This is a genomic window from Clavibacter nebraskensis NCPPB 2581, from assembly GCF_000355695.1.
GTDB lineage: Bacteria > Actinomycetota > Actinomycetes > Actinomycetales > Microbacteriaceae > Clavibacter > Clavibacter nebraskensis.
This window is the reverse complement of record NC_020891.1, coordinates 131958-149334: the sequence shown is the minus strand read 5'-3', so window position 1 is coordinate 149334 and position 17377 is coordinate 131958. Positions and strand designations below refer to the sequence as shown.

Sequence of the window (17377 nt, the reverse complement as noted above, 5' to 3'; positions counted from 1 at the left end):
ACCGTGATGACATGTCGTGTCATCGATTCGATGCAGGGTGTCCGGAGATGCCGTCCCACCGGCGGGCGCCGCTCGATAGATTCGTGATCCCGTCCGGAAGGAAGCGCCATGACGACCACGCCCTCGGAACCGACCGCCCCGCTCAGCGAGGCGGAGCGGAGCTGGCGCCGACAGGTCGTCGACGAGACGCGCGCGTCGACCGCCCTGGAGGGCGGCAGCTCGACGGATGCCATGCGCGAGCTGCAGGAGCAATGGGTCGACGGCCGCATCACCGCGGACGAGCTGGTGGCCGGAGCGCGCCGGCTGCACCCGACCTCGGCGCCCCGCTGATCCGCATGCCGACGAACCACCGCCCCTGGGAGACAGCGACCAGCCCCGAGGGTCGCTGGGCGGGATACCTCGATCCGAGCACCGGACTGCTCCGCACCCTCTCGGCCGAGCCGCTGCAGACGCAGGCCGAGCTCCGGGCATTCGAGGACGACCACGTGGAAGCGCAGTTGATCGAGGCACGCGTCCGCCCCATCACCGGCTCGTACGGCATCGATCACCTCCAGGCCATCCACCTCCGCCTCTTCCAGGACGTCTATCCCTGGGCGGGCGAGATCCGGACGGTCAACATCTCCAAGGGCATCCCCCCCCGAGCCGTTCCTGTCGCCGGAGTACGCCGCCTTCGCCGTGAATCGCGCCGCCCAGCGCATGCACGAGGACGGCATGCTGCGCCCGGGCATGGATCACGAGCGCTTCGTCGACCTGCTCGCCCGGAGGTTCTCCGAGATCAACGAGGCACATCCCTTCCGCGAGGGCAACGGGCGGACCCAGCGCCACTACTTCGAGCTGGTGGCGCGCGACGCGGGCCGGCGCATCGACTGGTCCCAGCTCACCTCGGCGCAGAATGTGACCATTTCCGCGGAGGCTCGCGAGGGCCACCTCGCCCCACTGCGCGACGCCCTGCGCACCATCGTCACGGTCGCGCCGGCGGGTGCGGGACGCCCCACGGGCGAGGGGGCTCCGCGGATCCCGCAGGCACGGCCGGCCACCGCGCGGACCGCCGATCCTCTCGGCCGCTCCTCGGTGCGACCGGGCCACGGCGGTGGTCGCGGCTCCTGACGGGCGGCGGATCAGGTCACCCGCGAGACAAGCCTTCGAGCACGGGACAGCCATGGCACGTCGTGTCATCACTAGGATCGACGCATGAGCAGATGGCAGCCGGACACGCGCGAGCGCCTGGCCGCCGCCGCCCTCGAGCTGTTCCGCGAGCAGGGCTTCGCGGAGACGACCGTGCCCGAGATCACCGCCCGCGCCGGCCTCACCACCCGCACCTTCTTCCGCCACTTCGCCGACAAGCGCGAGGTGCTCTTCGCCGAGGAGGACGAGCTGCCGGCGCTCGTGACGCGCATCATCCGCGAGGCGCCCGCCGACCGCTCCCCACTCCAGGTCGTCGAGGACGGCTTCCCCGAGGTCGTCGCCTCGCAGTTCGCGGAGGGGCGCGCGACGCTGCTCGCGCGCAAGCGCATCATCGGCGCCGACCCCGGGCTGCAGGAGCGCGAGATGCGCAAGCTCCAGGCGATGCAGGAGGCCGTGCGCGCGGGGTTCGTGGAGCGCGGGTCGGATCCGCTCACCGCCGCGCTCGTCGCCCACGCCACCGCGACCGTCTTCGGCGTCTCGATCGGCCGCTGGCTCTCCGACGGCGGCGGCACGACCGACCTCGCCGTCGTGCTGCGCGAGACGCTGGATGCGTTCCGCCGGGTGATGGGGGCGGGCGCGTGATGCGGGTCACCTACGACCCGGCCGCCGACGCCGCGTACGTCGAGCTCGCAGGGCCGCCCGGCGACGGCGAGGCCGCCACGACGATCCACTCGATCACCACGCCGGGCGACCGCGGCGAGGTCGCGCTCGACTTCGACGCCGACGGGCGCCTGCTCGGCATCGAGGTGCTGCACGCGAGCGCGGTGCTGCCGGCGACGGTGCTCGCGGACGCGGTGCGGCCGGACTAACCGCCGCGCAGCACCTTCTGCATCGGCCGACCGCGAGCGACCTCGTCGACGAGCCGGTCGAGGATGCGGATCCGCTTCATGAGCGGGTCGTCGATCTCCTCGATGCGGACGCCGCAGATCACGCCGCGCACCTCGTCGGCGAGCGGGTTCAGGCGGGCCGCGGCGAAGAAGTCCTGGAACCTGGTCTCCGCGTCGAGGTGGTGCTGGAGCTCCGCGGCGTCGAAGCCGGTGAGCCAGGTGATCACCTGGTAGACCTCGGCCTGAGTGCGGCCCTTGCGCTCGACCTTCTTCACGTAGAGGGGGTACACCGCGGCGAACGGCGTCGTGAAGAGCCAATGCATGGTCGGAGCGTAGGCCGGGGAAGTCGGGGGCGCCAGGTACCGTCGCGTCACCCCCGACGAAAGGCGCCCATGTCCGAGGATGACGAGACCTCCTACCTGCTCCGGAACCCCGCTGGCGCGAAGAGGCTGCTGGAGGCGCTCGAACGAGCGCGTCGTGGGGAGTTCGTCGAACGCGAGCTGATCGAGCGGGCGGATGAGGTGGAGCGCCACGACCCGCGGGAATAGGGAGGCGCGCGGCCGTGGTTCACTTCCATGCAGACGCATCCACCCGGATGCCGCCGCCGTCGAGCACCGAGGAGCGCCCCATGGCCACCAAGATCGGCTTCCTGTCCTTCAACCACTGGCAGGACGTGCGCGGATCCCGCGTGCGCACCGCCCAGGACTCCCTGCTCCAGTCGATCGACCTCGCGGTCGCGGCCGAGGAGATCGGCATCGACGGCGCGTACTTCCGCGTGCACCACTTCGCGCCGCAGCAGGCGTCGCCGTTCCCGCTGCTGGCCGCCATCGCGAGCCGCACCAGCCGGATCGAGATCGGCACCGGCGTCGTCGACATGCGCTACGAGAACCCCCTCTACATGGCGGAGGAGGCGGCCATGACCGACCTCATCTCCAACCGCCGGGTGCAGCTCGGCATCAGCCGCGGATCGCCCGAGCAGGTCGAGGCCGGCTACGAGTCGTTCGGCTACGTGCCCCGCGACGGCGAGACCGACGCCGACATGGCCCGCCGCCACACGGGCCTCTTCCTCCGCGCGCTCGAAGGCGAGGAGCTCGCGACCGCGGCCCCGCAGCGCGGCATCATCGCGGGCGGCGTCGCGATCACCCCGCAGTCGCCGGGCCTCCGCGAGCGGATCTGGTGGGGCGCCGGCACGCGCGCGACCGGCCAGTGGGCGGCCGAGCAGGGCATGAACCTCATGTCGTCGACGCTCCTCTCGGAGGACACCGGCGTGCCGCTCGACGTGCTCCAGGCCGAGCAGATCCAGCTGTTCCGCGACGGCTGGGCCGCCGCCGGGCACGCGTGGGAGCCGCGCGTGAGCGTCAGCCGCAGCATCATCCCGATCGTCGACGACGAGTCGGAGATGTACTTCGGCGTCCGCTCGCAGATCGAGGGCCAGGACCAGGTCGGCCAGGTCGGCGGCGAGAAGTGGCGCTTCGGCCGGTCCTACATCGGCAGCCCGGAGCGCCTCATCGAGGAGCTCGGCGCCGACCAGGCGATCGCCGCGGCCGACACCCTCCTCGTCACGATCCCGAACCAGCTCGGCGTGGACTTCAACCTGCGCTCGCTCGCGGCGATCAAGCAGATCGGGGAGGCGCTGGGGTGGGACCGGACGGACGCGTCCGTGGGGGCGTCCGCCTGATCCGCTGACGCCTGCTCGTCCGCGGGATCAGTCGCCGGTCGGACGCTTGCGCTGCTGCTTCATCGCGGAGCGCTGCGTCTTCGCCGCGAGGCGTCTCTTCTGCGATCCCTTGGTGGGACGCGTCGGGCGTCGCGGGGCGGCGTCCGGCGCGAGCGCATCCGCCACGATCTCGCGGAGCGCGTCGAGCGCGGCCACCCGGTTCCGCAGCTGCGACCGCTGCTCGGAGACGGTCACCGTGATCGCGCCGCCGACCAGGCGCCGGCCGAGCCGTTCGAGGATCCGCGCCCGCTGCTGATCGGTCAGCACCAGCGACTCGACCGGGCTCCACGTGAGCTGCACCCGGCTGGCGGACGTGTTGACGTGCTGCCCGCCGGGCCCCGACGACCGCGAGAACCGCCACCGCAGCTCGGCCGCGAGGATGGTCAGCGCGGGGCCGACCTCGAGATCCATGGGGCAAGGGTCCCACGCTTTACGAAAGGAGATCGGCGGCTCGACTCATCCGTCGAGGTGCCACGAACTGATTCACCACTGCCGCGAGTCCCGCAAGCCTTGGTAGGTCATGCATTTCAGCCATCCACGCGGTTAGGTAGTTCCGATGCGTGCAGGGTCATGCCGATCGGAGAAGATTGTCTTGACCGCATCGCCTCTCACGCTTCGGGCCGCATTCCGCCCCTCGGGCAATACAATATATTCGGCTCCTGAGGGGGTCACGCTGACGGCGCACCGCGCCCCTCAAAGAAAGACCTACTGGGTGATGTTTCGGGCTTTAGGGGTGCGTGTGAAAAGCTTCTGTGGAAGTGGTTTTTAGGACAGCCGGATGATTGTCCTACGATCCTTACATGACTGTTCGACAAGTTAGTGTACCCTTAGTAATCAGGATGTTCCTTCTCTTTGCGATGGCAGTCGGTGCCACGTTTGGCGCATTCGCCGCGCCTGCCTCAGCCGCCACCGCAGCGGGTCCGGGATCTGGCGGATCCGAATCGCAGCCAGGTCCGGCGAAGCCAGGCGCGATTTCAGCGAAGTGGCAGCCGGGCGGGTCCTGGGCATCCGGCTACGTGGCGAACCTCGACGTCACCGCGACAGACGCTGTCACGGGATGGACCGTCTCATGGGCCAGCCCGGAAACCACCGGCGTCGTCAACAGTTGGGGCATGCGCTGTAGCGTCGCCTCCAACACCGTGACCTGCACCGGCACGGACTGGGCAAGCGAGCTCGCCGCCGGACAGACCGTTAGCGTCGGCGTGCAGTTGGCGGGTGGACCCGCTCCCTCTTCGCCTCAAATCAGTGCCACAGCGGCCGGAACGCCGCCGTCCCAGCCCACGCCGCCGTCCCAGCCCACGCCGCCGTCCCAGCCCACGCCGCCGTCCCAGTCGGCGACGCACGGCCGTGCCACGCACTACTCGCTCGGTACCGGCAACACGATCGCGAATGGCAACTGCTCCATGCCGGCTGTCCCCGCCGACCGCATGTACGTTGCGGTCAGCAGCCCCGAGTACAGCGGAGCCGCCGCGTGCGGTTCGTACCTCCTCGTCACGGGCCCCAAGGGCACCGTCCGCGTCCAAATCGTCGACCAATGCCACGAGTGCGAGATCGGACATCTCGACTTGAGCGAGGAAGCGTTCCGTGCCGTCGGCGACTTCGATGCCGGCGTCATCCCGATCAGCTACACCACCGTCCGGGATCCGGACGTGCCCGATGTCGCCGTCCGGGTCAAGGAGGGCTCATCCCGATGGTGGGCCGGTCTGCAGATTCTGAACGCCGGCAACCCCATCGACCATGTTGAAGTCCAAGCCGATGGACAGTGGCTGGGCCTGAGCCGCACTGACTACGGGTACTGGGTGACACCTTCACCTATCCCGGACGGCCCGATGACCGTTAGAGTGACTGACCAATACGGTCGCTCGGTCGTTCTCCCCGGAATCCGAATGGCACCAGGGGAGATCCAGAGTACGGCGCGCCGGTTCTATCCGGTGCACTGAGCCCTGATCGCACGACCTCCACATGTACGCGGCGATGGCTCCGGGGATGCGTCCCCGGAGCCATCGCGCGTTGGTCGCCGCACTCGCCTGCTGTGAAGGCTGAGCTCGCCACCGGAGAAGGGTGTCGCGTTCACCTCTTCTTGTCCCGCATCCCTTGGGTTGTGGGACGTCCCGCGAGCGATCGGAGCCCGCCGCCGAACACCGCGGCCGCGAGTGTCCCGCAACCATGGCCCGCAAGTGGTGCTTAGCTGGGCGTGTTCATTGTCGGTTGCGGGACAGGTAGGACGTCGTGGGGAAGCTCATCGGGTACGCGCGGGTCTCGACTCGGCAGCAGAGCACGGACCGGCAGGTCGTTGACCTGCTCACGGCCGGCGTGCGTCGGGATGACCTGTACGTCGATCACGGGGTGTCCGGCGCCCGCGCCTCGAGGCCGCAGTTCGACGTCGCGCGTGCGGCGCTGCACGCGGGCGACACGCTCGTGGTGACGACGCTCGATCGCCTCGGCCGGTCGACGTCCAACATGCTCGTGCTCGCTGGCGAGTTCCAGGCTGCCGACGTCGGTCTCCGGGTGCTCAATCTCGGCGGCGGCGACGTCGACACGTCCACCACCATGGGGGCGATGGTGTTCACCATGATGGCCGCGCTCGCGCAGGCTGAACGCGAGATCAAGAGCGAGCGCGTTGTCGACTCCGTGGCCAATCGCCGCGCCGCCGGCCGCGACCTCGGCGGCCGCCGGCGGAAGTTCACGGACAGCCAGATCGCGAACGCCGCCCAGCTCATTGCGGCCGAGAAACCGGCCGCGCAGGTCGCGCGAGACCTCGGTATGTCGACCACGACGCTGTACCGACGGCTACAGCACCTTCGAGAAGCAGACGCTTCAGGCGACGTGTCTGCTTAAGCCGCGCGTGCGAACTTGACGTCCTCCTTGTGGCGATCAATGTCTCATCTATGCTGGCTCACAACGCAATTTCTAAAGGCGACGCACATGTTCAAGCATGCGAAGTATCTGACACTATCAATCGCGATGCTCTCTATCGCGGTAACTCTGACGGCATGCTCACCGGGCTCGAATAAGTGCGCTCCTGCGCCGTTGACGGCAACGCCGGCATCCGTCTCGACAGGCGCCAACCTCTCTATCTCGAGCCCTGCCGCACCGTGTGACTTAGCTTTAGCCGATGATGCCACTTACGAAGTACGCCTTATCAGCGAAAACGACGAGTCACAACGGACCGATGTGGTTGTCGTTCCCGTTGCTTCTGATGGAAGCTTTACTGCAGCCGTAGAGGTACCGGCCGGGTTTCCTATTGGGAATGCGCAGGTGTTAGTGACCGGAAGTCCACTGGACTCATGCGACGCCGACGCCTCCTGCGCGGCCTACCTCACTCGCGTACAGGTGACGGGGTGACATCGTTGCCGATGCCACCCCGAAGTTGAATCGACTTAGTCGAGAGACGCCTGAATGTCGCTTTGGGTTACGACGTCAGGCAACTTCGACTCGCCGGCCATGCCCTCGAGTTCACCGCTTGGCGCCTTTTCCCAGGCAGCTACGCCGCCGACGATCACATATTGACCAGTTGGCACGCCTGCCTCAAGCTCGAACGGCTCAAGATATAGCAGGTAGTCGCCCCCCAGGCGAAAGCACATTTGCGTAAGAGTGGTCCGTATTGTACTCATCGCCAAACTGGCGAATGTCGATCGATGCCCCCTCGTGGGTACCACTGACGACGCTGCTAACGTTCACGGTGGTGACCGTAAACGGCACCTCAGATACTCGTTCGACTCTGCTTGACTCGGCAGTTCCCTGTATCACCACAGTTGCCGCTTGTGAGACAGCGTTGAGGGTCTCGAAGGTCTCACCGTCTGCTGTGGTCGCATCCCACTCCAAGGGGGCCTCCTTTGTACCTGTCATCAGCGACTTGGGATCACCGCTGGGCGCATCCGCACTAGAGGTGCATCCAGCCAGCATGATGACAGAGGAAGCTGCCACGAGCGCGAGAACCTTGGGCGCATATCGATTTTTCATGGATCTACTCCTCAGTACTTCGCGTTGATGCCGTTGATGTCGTCGACCTTTGGCCCGTAGACACTACAGGCGGTTCGACGCGTATCTCCCGGATTCATTAGCGCTACGGATCCGCACGCCGTCGTGTCTCCTCCGACATGGCGGAGTCCGAGATTATGGCCGAGTTCGTGAGCAGCAACCATCGCACGCTGAGTCGCGGAGTAATTCGCGAGGTAGTACGTGTTGAGTTGCAGCGGCAGTGCCTGGTTATATCCGCCCGCGTTGCACGTGTCGAAGTTCGGGGCACGACCGGACCAGGTCACGTTACCGAAGTTTGCCGAATTGACGTTGAAGTTTACAGACGTGGTGTTGATTGCCTGGCTAATGCCGATACCCGTGCCAGTGGCATTCCATCGAGATGCACCGGTACTCATTGCTGTCGCATAGATACCGGTCGTTCCCGAAAAGTTGGCCCATCGAAGGTCGCTAATTCCTCCCCAGCGACAATTCCCAAGGCTATATGCGGACGCGAACTGTGGCACCGCAACCGTGAGGCCAGCTACTAGCGCCATCGCGGCCAATGCCGACCCCAGTCATTTTCTCTTCATAGAGATCCCCCCGTGAGTGGTCACCGACGCCAGCACGTCGGTGTACTTACCGTAATGAGCCTTGTGTGAGTCAACAAGGGGTTGCGGCGGCGGGGGCGTACGCTTTGATGTCGGCGCTTCGGTAGCGACGTGACTTGCGCGCGGATATTAGGGCGTCGATACTTGGCCAGTAAATACTGGTTTCCCAAGCGTTATAAAACGGGGGCGCCCGGTGGAGTCGGGAGTGACGCCACCTTTTATTATTGAGACAAGTTATCATTTACTGTTGCATAGTAGAGAGGCGGTGCGCTGCCCGCACTTCCCGTGTGTAGTCGCTTATGGCCTACGAAGCGTGACTAGCGACGAGCGCAGAGCTCCTCCATGCGGATCCCTCCAGCGCAGCTCCACTCGTGCGAACGGCCGCCGGCTGAGCCGGTCAGGCCACTCACCAGTGACGCTCTCACCCGGCCCAACGGTGACGAACGGGTGATCGCTCTCGTCCACGGTCAAGTGCTCTTCATCGTCTGCTGGTGACGCATTAACGTCTAGGGCATCAGCGGTGAGGTTGGTGATCTCCCATCGCTCACCGTCAAGAACTTGTGCGCCCCAAGTCTCTTGGCTCCTGGCTTGCTCTTCGGCAAGTGCGACGAGACGCTCGTGAGCCGTGGCGCTACGGGCCGCCGCGCCGGACGAGAGCTCTGCCGCTGACACGGCTCGCCGCTCGTGTTCATCAGCCTTGTCGCGGGCTGCTTGGGCATCCGTACGCGCACGGCAGGCTTCCCACGCCTGCCAGACGGCGACGAGCGCCGCGGCACCGGCTGCGATCGCCACCCACGCGCTTGTGTCCATCGTGCAATCGCTCTAGCGACCGCGCAGGATATCGACCAGTTTCGGGTACAAACGGGCGAAGTCCTCCGCGTTGGAGGCGCTGGACCTATGCGCTGCAGGGAAGTTGAACGTGGAAGTCGGTCGGTCCGTCGTGGCCGTCACGCTGAGTCCGCCCCATGTGGCATCGCCGGAGAAGCGCCTGGTCGGTTCCTTGTCCGAAATCTCGAGCGACGTGATAGCACGAAGCGGCGTCACCGTGATCCCGATGACCTTGTTGTCGCGCACTTCAGCGGTGGCGATGAGTGTCTCTGTCACCGCGTGAGCTGTGCCCGTCAGCGGGCCCGACTCATCGAACTGCATCGTGAACGTGTGGGTGGCGTAGATGGCCGGCTCGCCGCAGAGTGCGTCTTCGAGACACTTAACGAGCGACTCGAACGCGCGGGTTCGGGGGTTCTTGGCCTGCTGATTGTGCACGTGCCCTCCGTCGGCTCCATATAACTGAGCGTTGAGACTGAAGTAGCTGGGACTCGCGGCGTCAGACATGCCTCTGACCGTATCGGCACTTACTCGCCGCCACCTCCCCCAGCACAAGGGCGTGGGCGGTGCAACACGCAGTCGCAGCCCTGCTCATCGCGCGCGACCTCGGCATGTTGACCTCGGCGCTGTACCGGCGGCTGGCGGCTATGCCGCCCCCAGAGCGGTGATGAGCACGGGGTAGAGCTTCGCGAACCTCGCGGCGTTGTCCGCGCTCGTGGGGCCGGCCGGGAACCTGATGGGGTGCGGCATGCCGTCCACCGCGATGGTGACCGATCGTCCGTTCCACTCGTCGTTGGTAGTGAAGGACGAGCCCGGCGCAGAGGACAGGGTGATCGTGCGGATGGCGCTCAGAGGCGCGACGTGCACCTCGAGGTGCTGGCCCGCCTCGATCGAGGCGATGACCGTCTCCGTCACGACGAACGCGGTGCCGCTGAGGTCCGGCAGGGGCTCGCCCGCGTCCGGGAACGAGTGCGTTGCGTACTTGACCTCTTTGCCGGGCAGGGCGACGTCGAGCGCCTCGGTGAGCCGCTCGAACTGCGCGGATCGGGGGTCGCTCACGACGTGACGGTGCGCGTAGTACGGGGCGGCTTCGAATAGCTGGTCGTACAGGGTGGGGGTTTCGGGTGTTTCGTCTTCGGGCATAGAGCCGACGGTAGCTCGGAGCGGTGACGTGCGCGCCCTCCACACCGGGGGTCGAGGAGCCGGGACTCGGCCTGGCGATGGCTCGCTAAAGGCCCCGAGCGGCTGCAATCTGGTCGGCGATGCCGTCCAGGCCGCGTACCCGGAGCTCTCGGATGAAGACCGGCCACGGGGGAACATTGCTCCGATATGGCTTGTCCGCCGGGCCGGTGTATAGGCCGCCGCCGGGGCCCGTGTGGAGCCCACCGCCAGGGCCGGTATGGAGCCCGCCGCCGGGCCCGGTGTGAAGACCGCCGCCAGGCCCGGTGTGCATGCCTCCGCCGGGGCCCGTGTGCTCGCCGCCGCCCGGGCCGGTGTATCGGTCTCGTGGCCATCCTGGGTTCGTCATGTCGTGAACCTACGCCGGCCAACGTTCGACGACACCTCGCGCGCCTGTTGCCCGTCGCCTTTACCCCAGGACCAAGCGGCCGAATGGCCCCCAAGCGCCGCCCCCGCGGCACCCTCGTAGACCCCGTTCCGATCGGGTACGAGGTTGAGCGCGTGTCCAAAAACAAGTTCGACGCGATCGCTGATCGCGCCGGCGTCTCGCGAGCCGTCATGTTCGAGCTGGTCGTCGACCACCTCGAGCTCACCGATCAGGGGATCCCCTCGTGGATGCCTCCCAAGAGCCGAGAGGGTGAGCTGCCTATCGAGCCCATTTAGCGAGCATGCCCCCTCGCGAGGGGCCGAAGCACTGCGCCTGAGACAGCCCGTTTAGCGACACGGATCTGAGACGAACCGAGCAGAGCAACGCGCTTGTCAGGGGCGGAGCTTAAGCGGATGCACGTAAACAAGTTGTCGCAGATGATCAGCGCCCCGCGCCCGCCTCCACCGCCCCCGGCCGCCGCGCCGTCAGGTACAGCCGATGCGCCGTGATCACCAGCGCCAGCCACGCGCCGCTCAGGAAGAAGGCCGCGAGCACGTCCGTGAACCAGTGGTGGCCGAGGTACACGCGGGAGGCGCCGATGGTGATGGCGAAGACCACGGCCACCGCGATCGAGAGCACGCGCGTCGCCCGGCGGTGCTGGCGGAGGAGGAGCAGGTAGGCGAGGATCCCGGCGATCGCCACCGCGTTCAGCGTGTGACCGCTCGGGAACGACGGCGAGGTCTCGTAGGGTGGCACCGCGTCGGCGAGGTCGGGGCGCGCGCGGCCGACGATGTCCTTGCCCGCGATGGTGAGCAGCAGGGATCCGCCGCCGGCCGCGAGCACCAGGATGACCGGCGTCCACGAGCGGCGCCGGACGCTCAAGAACAGCATCGTGACCACCGCGATGATCGGCATGATGACGACGCCCGCGACGTCGGTGTAGGCGGTCGCCGCGTCGTTGAGCCACGGCGTGCGGATGCCGATCATGAAGGCGAGCAGCGGCTTGTCGAGGCCGGCGACCCCGTCGGCGTCGGTCACGTTGTCGTAGACCTGCGCGGCGATCGCGGCGAGGCCGAACGCGAGCACGAGGCCGACCAGCAGCGTGATCACGAGGGCGGCGTGCGGGCCGAGCGCGCGCATGATCCGCTGCACGACGCGGGCGAGGATCCGGCCGACGGGCGTCACCCAGCGCGTGAGATCGCGCTCGCCGAGGAAGCGGTCGCGGCGGAGCTCGCCCTCGACGCCCTGGTCGGCGGGGTCGAGGGGGGCGAGGGGCCTGTGCCCGGGGGTGTCTTTCATCGGGGATCCTCCGCGTCCGGCGGGGAGTCCCGCCCGTCGAACCTACCGACGGCCGGCCGGGAGATGACCCGCGCCGCGAGCCTTAGCCGATCCGCGCAGCTCCTCGACAGCCGCCGCCCCGACCGGCCTACGTTCCAGGGGATCCACCGAAGGGAACACCGTGACCACCGCCATCGTCCTCAACTGCACCCTCAAGCCCTCCCCCGCCCCCTCGAGCACCAGCAAGCTCGCCGGCGAGGTGCTCGCCGAGCTCGCCACGCACGGCGTGACCGGCCGCGAGATCCGCCTCGTCGACCACGACATCAAGCCCGGCGTGGAGAAGGACATGGGCGACGGCGACGCCTGGCCCACCGTCCGCGAGGCGGTGCTCGCCGCCGACATCCTGATCCTCGCCACGCCCACCTGGATGGGCCACATGTCGTCCGTCGCCTCCCGCGTGCTCGAGCGACTCGACGCCGAGCTGTCCGAGACCCGCGAGGACGGCAACCCGATCCTGTTCGGCAAGGTCGCGCTCGCGGTCGTGGTCGGCAACGAGGACGGCGCCCACAAGATCACGGCCGACTTCTTCCAGGGCCTCAACGACGTCGGCTTCTCGATCCCCGCGCAGGGCGGCGTGTACTGGAACGGCGAGGCGATGAACAGCGTCGACTACAACGACCTCGACGAGGTGCCCGAGCAGGTCGCGTTCGTCACCGCGACGGCCGCCCGCAACGCGGCGCACCTCGCGGAGTTCCTGTCGCAGCACGACTACCCGGCGGCGCCTGCCGAGTGATGCCCGCGTCCCCCTGCTCCGCGACGGGGCAGGGGGACGCGTCTGCCCGCTGGCCACACGGATCCGACCGCCCCCGGCGCCCGGTGGTTCGCTGGCGATGACGCCCGCGCGGGACCCGCGCGCCGCCTCGACGCGTCCCGCCGACGAAGGAGTCCGCCATGCCCGCGATCACGAAGGTCACCGTCCTCGGCGCGGGGGTGCTCGGCGCGCAGATCGCGTTCCAGGCCGCGAACCACGGGAAGACCGTGACGGGCTACGACGTGGACGACGCCGCGCTCGAGGCCGCGCGCGGCCGGCTCGACGCGATGGGCGCGCAGGCGTGGGCGGCGCACCTGAAGAGCGAGTACATCGACCAGGGCAGCTCGGCGTGGAGTCGGGCGAGGGGTCCTACTCGTACCGCTGACGCGGTCCGGTGAAGCGGCCCCGCCCATGCGCCAAGCTGGTCCCCACGGCGCGGACCACCCGCCGGCGACCCGCGAGGAGGACCCGCATGATCACCCTGGCCGCCGCATCCGCCATGGCCCTCGTCGCCCTCGGCATGGTCCTCACGCCGGGCCCGAACATGATGTACCTCGTCTCGCGCAGCATCAGCCAGGGCCGTCGCGCCGGGCTGGTCTCGCTGGCCGGCACCGGCGTGGGATTCGTCGTCTACATGACCATGGCCAACGTCGGCCTGGCCGCCGTCTTCGTCGTGGTGCCGTGGCTCTACACGGGCCTCAAGGCAGTCGGTGCGGCGTACCTGCTGTGGCTCGCGTACTCCACGCTCCGCCCGGGCGGCGCCTCCGTCTTCGACACCCGCGACCTGCCGCGCGACTCGACCGCGAAGCTCTTCCGCAGGGGCCTCGTCACGAACCTGCTCAACCCGAAGGCCGCGATCATGTACCTCGCGCTCATCCCGCAGTTCGTCGACCGGGGCGCCGGCGACGTCGTCGCGCAGGGCTTCCAGCTCGGGGCGGTGCAGATCCTGGTGAGCCTCGCGGTGAACGCGGGCATCGTCCTGGCGGCCGGCTCCATCGCCGTGTTCCTGCGCGGCCGCCTTCGGTGGATGCGCTGGCAGCGCTGGGCCACCGGCGGCCTCCTCGGCGCGGTCGGCGTGAAGCTCGCGGTGGAGGCGCCGGCGCCGGCCTAGGCGCCCGGCCCGGGACGCGCCGCGCGCGCCCGGCCGCTACCGCGGATCCGACCCCGCCCCCGCCGCGAACGACCGCGCCGCGCGCGTGACCGCCTCCGACAGCGCGCGCATCGCCGGCGTCTCCACGCGGCGGGCGAGGGTCGCGAGGTAGATGGTGCGCGCGGGGATCCGGTCGGCCGGCCGGAACGAGACCGCCCGCACGTCGTCCCGGTGCGACGCCAACGCCAGCCGCGGCGCCATCGCGATGCCGACGCCCGCCGCCACCATCGCCTGCACCTCCTGGTAGTCGTACGCCTCGTACGCGACCTCCGGCGTGATGCCCGCGGCCGCGCAGCTGCGGTAGAGCACGTCGGCCGCCGGGTGCCCGCCGTTGCGCGTGATCCACGACTCCCTCCGCAGCGACTTGAGCGCGACCCCGTCCTGGATCGGGCTGTCGGCGGCGACGAGCAGCATCGTCTCGTCCTCCACCAGCCTCCGCAGCGCGAGGTGCTTCTCGGCCTCCTCGGTCCACGCGTAGCTCCACAGCAGCGCCATCTCGACCTCGCCGGAGCTGAGCTTGTCGATGAGCTCGGGCCGCAGCGCCGACTGCACGCGGATCGCGATGCCCGGCCAGGCCGCGTGGGCGTCCTTGAGCGCGTCGGCCAGCAGCGACGCGCTCACGGTGGGGAAGGACCCGAGCCGCACGGTGCCGTGCTCGAGCCCGCGGATCGCCTCGAGCTCGCCCTCGGCGGCCCGCAGCTCGCGACGCACGGCGCGCGCCTTCGCGGCGAGCACCTGCCCCGCCTCGGTGAGCCGCATGCCGCGCGGGAGGCGGTCGAGCACGGGCTGGCCGATGAGCTGCTCGAGCTTCGCGATGCGCTGCGACGCCGCCGAGGTGGTCATCCGGGAGCGGGCCGCGCCGCCCGTCAGCGTGCCGGAGTCGACGACGTCGAGCAGCAGATCCAGCGTCACGAGATCGAAGGAGGCCATGGGCTGACTTTAGCTGAGTTGAACGGGGGCGTAGGAGATCGAGATTTTGCTCAAGCCGAGCGATTCGTAGCGTGAGGACATCGACGACGACCAGGAGACCTCGTGAGCATCCCCGCCACCCTCATGCGCGGAGGGACCAGCAAGTGCTGGCTCTTCGACCGCGACGCCGTCCCGGCCGACCGGGACGAGCTCGCCGAGCTCCTCATCGAGCTGTTCGGCGCCGACGACCCGCGCCAGCTCGACGGCGTCGGCGGCGGCACCTCGGTCACCTCCAAGGCCGTGATCGTCGGCCGGAGCGACGAGCCCGGCATCGACGTCGACTACCTCTTCGCGCAGGTCGCCATCGGCGCGCACGTCGTGGAGTGGGGCAGCAACTGCGGCAACTGCGCCACGGCCGTCGCCCAGTGGTCGGTCGAGCGGTTCGGGCTCGCGGGTCCGGGCGACGCGCCCACCACCGTGCGGATGCGCAACCTCAACACGTCCGCCGAGGTCGTCGCGCAGGTCGCCGGCGCCCGGGCCGGCGAGGTCTCCGTGCCGGGCGTGCGCGGATCGGGCACCGCGGTCGACCTCGCGTTCGTCGACCCGGCCGGATCCACCACGGGCTCGCTCTTCCCCACCGGATCCGTGCGCGATGGCCTCGTCGTCGACGGCACCGCCTACGAGGTGACCATGGCCGACGCGGGTGCGCCCGTCGTGCTGCTCGCCGCCGCCGACATCGGGCTGCCCGACGCCGCGACCGAGGTCGAGATCCTCGCCGCCGTGCCGCTGCTGCGCCGGATCCGCGCGCACGCCGCCGTCGCGATGGGCATCGCGCCCACCGTCGAGGCCGCGGGCGACGCCGTGCCCAAGGTCGGCGTCGTCGGCCCCGCCGTCGACCACGTGACCACGCTCGGCCAGGAGGTGCGCGCGGCCGACCACGACGTCTCCGTGCGCATGCTCTCGATGAACGCCGCCCACCCCACCATCGGCCTCACGAGCGCCGTCGCCCTGGCCCTCGCGGCCCGCGAGCCCGGCACCGTGCTCGAGCGCGTGGGCGTGGATCCGGCCACAGCGCCGCTCCGCCTCGGCACCCTCGGCGGCCCGCTGCGCGCCGGCGTCGAGGTCGACGCCGACGGAACCCGGGTGCTCCTCCAGCGGGCGGCCCGCCGCCTCGCGGACTCGGAGCTCCTCACCCACCACGAACCCATCCCGCTCGCCCCCACCCGCTGACGCGTCCCGCGTCCGCGATCACCAGGAGAAGACAGTGTCGTCTATCGAGATCATCCCCCTCATCGGCCTCGTCGTGATGTTCGTCATCGCGACGGTGTTCCCGATCAACATCGGCTTCCTCGGCTTCATCGGGGCCTTCCTCGTCGGCGCCATCGCGTTCGGCTACGACGACAAGGAGATCCTCGAGGTCTTCCCGTCGTCGATCGTGCTCACGATCATCGGCGTGACCTACTTCTTCGGCATGGCGAAGCAGAACGGCACCATCGACCTGATGGTGAGCGCCTGCATCCGGGCCGTGCGCGGGAAGCTGTACCTCATCCCGTGGGTCTTCTTCCTGGTGGCCGCGTTCCTCACCTCGCTCGGCACGTTCAGCCCGGCCGCGGTCGCGCTCATCGCCCCGGCGGCGATGAGCTTCGCGGGCCGCACGCGCATGAGCCCGCTCGTGATGGGGATCATGACCATCAACGGCGCGCACGCCGGCGCCTTCTCGCCCATCTCCGTCTCGGGCGTGCTCGTGCGCGACATCGTCGAGGGCAACGGCCTGACGCTCGACCCGTGGCAGCTCTTCTTCTCCAGCTTCGGGATCAACACGCTCCTGTCGGTGCTCACGGTGGCCGCCTACGCGATCACGAGCCGCGTGAAGACGCTCGAGTACACGGCCACCGGCAGCGTCATGACGATCGAGGACGACACCGTCGACGCCGACCACGTGCCGCTCACCCGGGTGCGCATGCTGACGCTCGCGCTCATCGCCGCCATCCTCGTGATCGTGCTCGTCGGGCACCAGCCGATCAGCTTCGTGGCCATCGCCGCGGGCGTGCTCCTCTCCTTCACCGACCTCAAGAACACGAGCCGCACGATCGCCGGGATCAGCTGGCCGACCGTGCTGCTCGTGGGGGGCATGGTCACCTACATCGCGATGCTCGAGGAGCTCGGCACCATCGACGACCTCGCCGACATGGCGCTGCTCATCGGCGCCCCCGTGGTCGTGGCGCTCGTGCTCTGCTACGTGATCGGCCTCTCCTCGGCCTTCGCGTCGTCCACCGCGCTGCTCGCGGCGATCATCCCGCTGTCCCTCCCGCTGCTGCAGCTCGGCGAGCTGCCCGTGGTGGGCGTGGTCGCGGCGCTCTCCATCGCCGCCACGGTCGTCGACGTCTCGCCCTTCTCCACCAACGGGGCGCTCGTGCTCGCGAACGCGCAGGGCATCGACCGGAACGTCTTCTACCGGCAGCTGCTGCTGAACGCGGGGGCCGTGGTCGCCATCGCCCCACTCATCTGCTGGGTGCTGCTCGTGGTGATCCCGAACGCCTTCGCCTGATCCGACCGCACGC

General features: G+C 68.8%; 21 protein-coding genes. 14 read left to right on the top strand and 7 right to left on the bottom strand.

The features are described 5' to 3' along the window. Nucleotides 1–108 precede the first annotated feature (108 nt). The 4 genes from CMN_RS00745 (at nt 109) to CMN_RS00730 (ending at nt 1994) form a co-directional block, all read left to right on the top strand. On the top strand, nt 109–330 hold the full coding sequence (locus CMN_RS00745; protein ID WP_015488956.1) for an antitoxin VbhA family protein: 222 nt from the start codon (nt 109–111) through the stop codon (nt 328–330). 345 nt (nt 331–675) lie between these two features. Continuing rightward, nucleotides 676–1107 (top strand): Fic family protein, encoded by a 432-nt coding sequence (locus CMN_RS14555; RefSeq protein WP_051057914.1) that lies wholly within the window; start codon nt 676–678, stop codon nt 1105–1107. 84 nt (nt 1108–1191) lie between these two features. After that, the gene (locus CMN_RS00735) at nt 1192–1767 is read left to right on the top strand and encodes a TetR/AcrR family transcriptional regulator (RefSeq protein WP_015488955.1); all 576 of its coding nucleotides are present in this window, start codon (nt 1192–1194) and stop codon (nt 1765–1767) included. Next, on the top strand, nt 1767–1994 hold the full coding sequence (locus CMN_RS00730; protein ID WP_015488954.1) for a DUF2283 domain-containing protein: 228 nt from the start codon (nt 1767–1769) through the stop codon (nt 1992–1994). The genes CMN_RS00735 and CMN_RS00730 overlap by 1 nt, the downstream gene beginning before the upstream one ends. Here the strand turns inward: CMN_RS00730 and CMN_RS00725 are convergent. Then, nucleotides 1991–2335 carry a DUF2200 domain-containing protein gene (locus CMN_RS00725; RefSeq protein ID WP_015488953.1) on the bottom strand — a complete coding sequence of 115 codons (345 nt, stop codon included), beginning with the start codon at nt 2333–2335 and terminating at the stop codon, nt 1991–1993. The genes CMN_RS00730 and CMN_RS00725 overlap by 4 nt on opposite strands. A 69-nt stretch (nt 2336–2404) precedes the next feature. Between CMN_RS00725 and CMN_RS15050 the strand changes: the two genes are divergently transcribed. Together CMN_RS15050 and CMN_RS00720 are read left to right on the top strand one after the other, a co-directional pair. Further along, on the top strand, nt 2405–2560 hold the full coding sequence (locus CMN_RS15050; RefSeq protein ID WP_015488952.1) for a type II toxin-antitoxin system Phd/YefM family antitoxin: 156 nt from the start codon (nt 2405–2407) through the stop codon (nt 2558–2560). An 80-nt stretch (nt 2561–2640) separates the two neighbouring features. After that, nucleotides 2641–3690 (top strand): LLM class flavin-dependent oxidoreductase, encoded by a 1050-nt coding sequence (locus CMN_RS00720; protein ID WP_015488951.1) that lies wholly within the window; start codon nt 2641–2643, stop codon nt 3688–3690. A gap of 27 nt (nt 3691–3717) precedes the next feature. On the opposite strand, the gene arfB is transcribed toward CMN_RS00720, so the two are convergent. After that, nucleotides 3718–4140: an alternative ribosome rescue aminoacyl-tRNA hydrolase ArfB gene (arfB, locus tag CMN_RS00715; RefSeq protein WP_015488950.1), complete on the bottom strand. Its 423-nt coding sequence runs from the start codon at nt 4138–4140 to the stop codon at nt 3718–3720. A 389-nt stretch (nt 4141–4529) separates the two neighbouring features. On the opposite strand from arfB, the gene CMN_RS14550 reads away from it, so the two are divergent. Both CMN_RS14550 and CMN_RS00705 read left to right on the top strand, forming a co-directional pair. Beyond that, on the top strand, nt 4530–5669 hold the full coding sequence (locus CMN_RS14550) for an expansin EXLX1 family cellulose-binding protein (protein ID WP_319637250.1): 1140 nt from the start codon (nt 4530–4532) through the stop codon (nt 5667–5669). A 289-nt stretch (nt 5670–5958) separates the two neighbouring features. After that, a complete protein-coding gene (locus tag CMN_RS00705) occupies nt 5959–6567 on the top strand; it encodes a recombinase family protein (protein WP_015488948.1) in 609 nt (202 codons plus the stop codon). Between the two features lie 1136 nt (nt 6568–7703). On the opposite strand, the gene CMN_RS14900 is transcribed toward CMN_RS00705, so the two are convergent. The 3 genes from CMN_RS14900 to CMN_RS00690 form a co-directional block, all read right to left on the bottom strand. Next, nucleotides 7704–8105: a M12 family metallo-peptidase gene (locus tag CMN_RS14900; protein ID WP_172638671.1), complete on the bottom strand. Its 402-nt coding sequence runs from the start codon at nt 8103–8105 to the stop codon at nt 7704–7706. Between the two features lie 1014 nt (nt 8106–9119). Next, complete coding sequence (locus CMN_RS00695) at nt 9120–9629, bottom strand: hypothetical protein (RefSeq protein WP_015488946.1); 510 nt, start codon at nt 9627–9629, stop codon at nt 9120–9122. A gap of 138 nt (nt 9630–9767) precedes the next feature. Further along, on the bottom strand, nt 9768–10181 hold the full coding sequence (locus CMN_RS00690) for a hypothetical protein (RefSeq protein WP_041465187.1): 414 nt from the start codon (nt 10179–10181) through the stop codon (nt 9768–9770). 621 nt (nt 10182–10802) lie between these two features. Between CMN_RS00690 and CMN_RS00685 the strand changes: the two genes are divergently transcribed. Then, nucleotides 10803–10964, top strand: coding sequence for a hypothetical protein (locus tag CMN_RS00685; protein ID WP_227077709.1), 162 nt, complete (start codon nt 10803–10805; stop codon nt 10962–10964). 145 nt (nt 10965–11109) lie between these two features. On the opposite strand, the gene CMN_RS00680 is transcribed toward CMN_RS00685, so the two are convergent. Continuing rightward, nucleotides 11110–11967 (bottom strand): phosphatase PAP2 family protein, encoded by an 858-nt coding sequence (locus CMN_RS00680; RefSeq protein WP_015488942.1) that lies wholly within the window; start codon nt 11965–11967, stop codon nt 11110–11112. A gap of 160 nt (nt 11968–12127) precedes the next feature. Here CMN_RS00680 and CMN_RS00675 point away from each other — a divergent pair, with 160 nt between their 5' ends. The 3 genes from CMN_RS00675 to CMN_RS00660 all read left to right on the top strand — a co-directional run bounded on the left by CMN_RS00675 (nt 12128) and on the right by CMN_RS00660 (nt 13868). Continuing rightward, the gene (locus CMN_RS00675) at nt 12128–12739 is read left to right on the top strand and encodes a flavodoxin family protein (RefSeq protein ID WP_015488941.1); all 612 of its coding nucleotides are present in this window, start codon (nt 12128–12130) and stop codon (nt 12737–12739) included. Nucleotides 12740–12897: 158 nt separating this feature from the next. Then, nucleotides 12898–13155, top strand: coding sequence for a 3-hydroxyacyl-CoA dehydrogenase NAD-binding domain-containing protein (locus tag CMN_RS00665; RefSeq protein ID WP_041465185.1), 258 nt, complete (start codon nt 12898–12900; stop codon nt 13153–13155). 74 nt (nt 13156–13229) lie between these two features. Continuing rightward, nucleotides 13230–13868 carry a LysE family translocator gene (locus CMN_RS00660; RefSeq protein WP_015488940.1) on the top strand — a complete coding sequence of 213 codons (639 nt, stop codon included), beginning with the start codon at nt 13230–13232 and terminating at the stop codon, nt 13866–13868. Nucleotides 13869–13904: 36 nt separating this feature from the next. Here CMN_RS00660 and CMN_RS00655 read toward each other — a convergent pair whose 3' ends face one another. Further along, a complete protein-coding gene (locus CMN_RS00655; RefSeq protein ID WP_015488939.1) occupies nt 13905–14837 on the bottom strand; it encodes a LysR family transcriptional regulator in 933 nt (310 codons plus the stop codon). Nucleotides 14838–14939: 102 nt separating this feature from the next. Here CMN_RS00655 and CMN_RS00650 point away from each other — a divergent pair, with 102 nt between their 5' ends. Further along, the gene (locus CMN_RS00650) at nt 14940–16046 is read left to right on the top strand and encodes a PrpF domain-containing protein (RefSeq protein ID WP_015488938.1); all 1107 of its coding nucleotides are present in this window, start codon (nt 14940–14942) and stop codon (nt 16044–16046) included. A 34-nt stretch (nt 16047–16080) separates the two neighbouring features. Continuing rightward, complete coding sequence (locus CMN_RS00645) at nt 16081–17364, top strand: SLC13 family permease (protein WP_015488937.1); 1284 nt, start codon at nt 16081–16083, stop codon at nt 17362–17364. Nucleotides 17365–17377: the final 13 nt, after the last annotated feature.

What these genes read in the sequence shown, in the direction of transcription:
- CMN_RS00680 (WP_015488942.1), bottom strand. Translation starts at nt 11,967, where the DNA reads ATGAAAGACACCCCCGGGCACAGGCCCCTCGCCCCCCTCGACCCCGCC.
- CMN_RS00735 (WP_015488955.1), top strand. Translation starts at nt 1,192, where the DNA reads ATGAGCAGATGGCAGCCGGACACGCGCGAGCGCCTGGCCGCCGCCGCC.
- CMN_RS00660 (WP_015488940.1), top strand. Translation starts at nt 13,230, where the DNA reads ATGATCACCCTGGCCGCCGCATCCGCCATGGCCCTCGTCGCCCTCGGC.
- arfB (WP_015488950.1), bottom strand. Translation starts at nt 4,140, where the DNA reads ATGGATCTCGAGGTCGGCCCCGCGCTGACCATCCTCGCGGCCGAGCTG.
- CMN_RS00655 (WP_015488939.1), bottom strand. Translation starts at nt 14,837, where the DNA reads ATGGCCTCCTTCGATCTCGTGACGCTGGATCTGCTGCTCGACGTCGTC.
- CMN_RS00665 (WP_041465185.1), top strand. Translation starts at nt 12,898, where the DNA reads ATGCCCGCGATCACGAAGGTCACCGTCCTCGGCGCGGGGGTGCTCGGC.
- CMN_RS00725 (WP_015488953.1), bottom strand. Translation starts at nt 2,335, where the DNA reads ATGCATTGGCTCTTCACGACGCCGTTCGCCGCGGTGTACCCCCTCTAC.
- CMN_RS00695 (WP_015488946.1), bottom strand. Translation starts at nt 9,629, where the DNA reads ATGTCTGACGCCGCGAGTCCCAGCTACTTCAGTCTCAACGCTCAGTTA.
- CMN_RS15050 (WP_015488952.1), top strand. Translation starts at nt 2,405, where the DNA reads ATGTCCGAGGATGACGAGACCTCCTACCTGCTCCGGAACCCCGCTGGC.
- CMN_RS00730 (WP_015488954.1), top strand. Translation starts at nt 1,767, where the DNA reads ATGCGGGTCACCTACGACCCGGCCGCCGACGCCGCGTACGTCGAGCTC.
- CMN_RS00745 (WP_015488956.1), top strand. Translation starts at nt 109, where the DNA reads ATGACGACCACGCCCTCGGAACCGACCGCCCCGCTCAGCGAGGCGGAG.
- CMN_RS00720 (WP_015488951.1), top strand. Translation starts at nt 2,641, where the DNA reads ATGGCCACCAAGATCGGCTTCCTGTCCTTCAACCACTGGCAGGACGTG.
- CMN_RS14900 (WP_172638671.1), bottom strand. Translation starts at nt 8,105, where the DNA reads ATGAGTACCGGTGCATCTCGATGGAATGCCACTGGCACGGGTATCGGC.
- CMN_RS14550 (WP_319637250.1), top strand. Translation starts at nt 4,530, where the DNA reads ATGACTGTTCGACAAGTTAGTGTACCCTTAGTAATCAGGATGTTCCTT.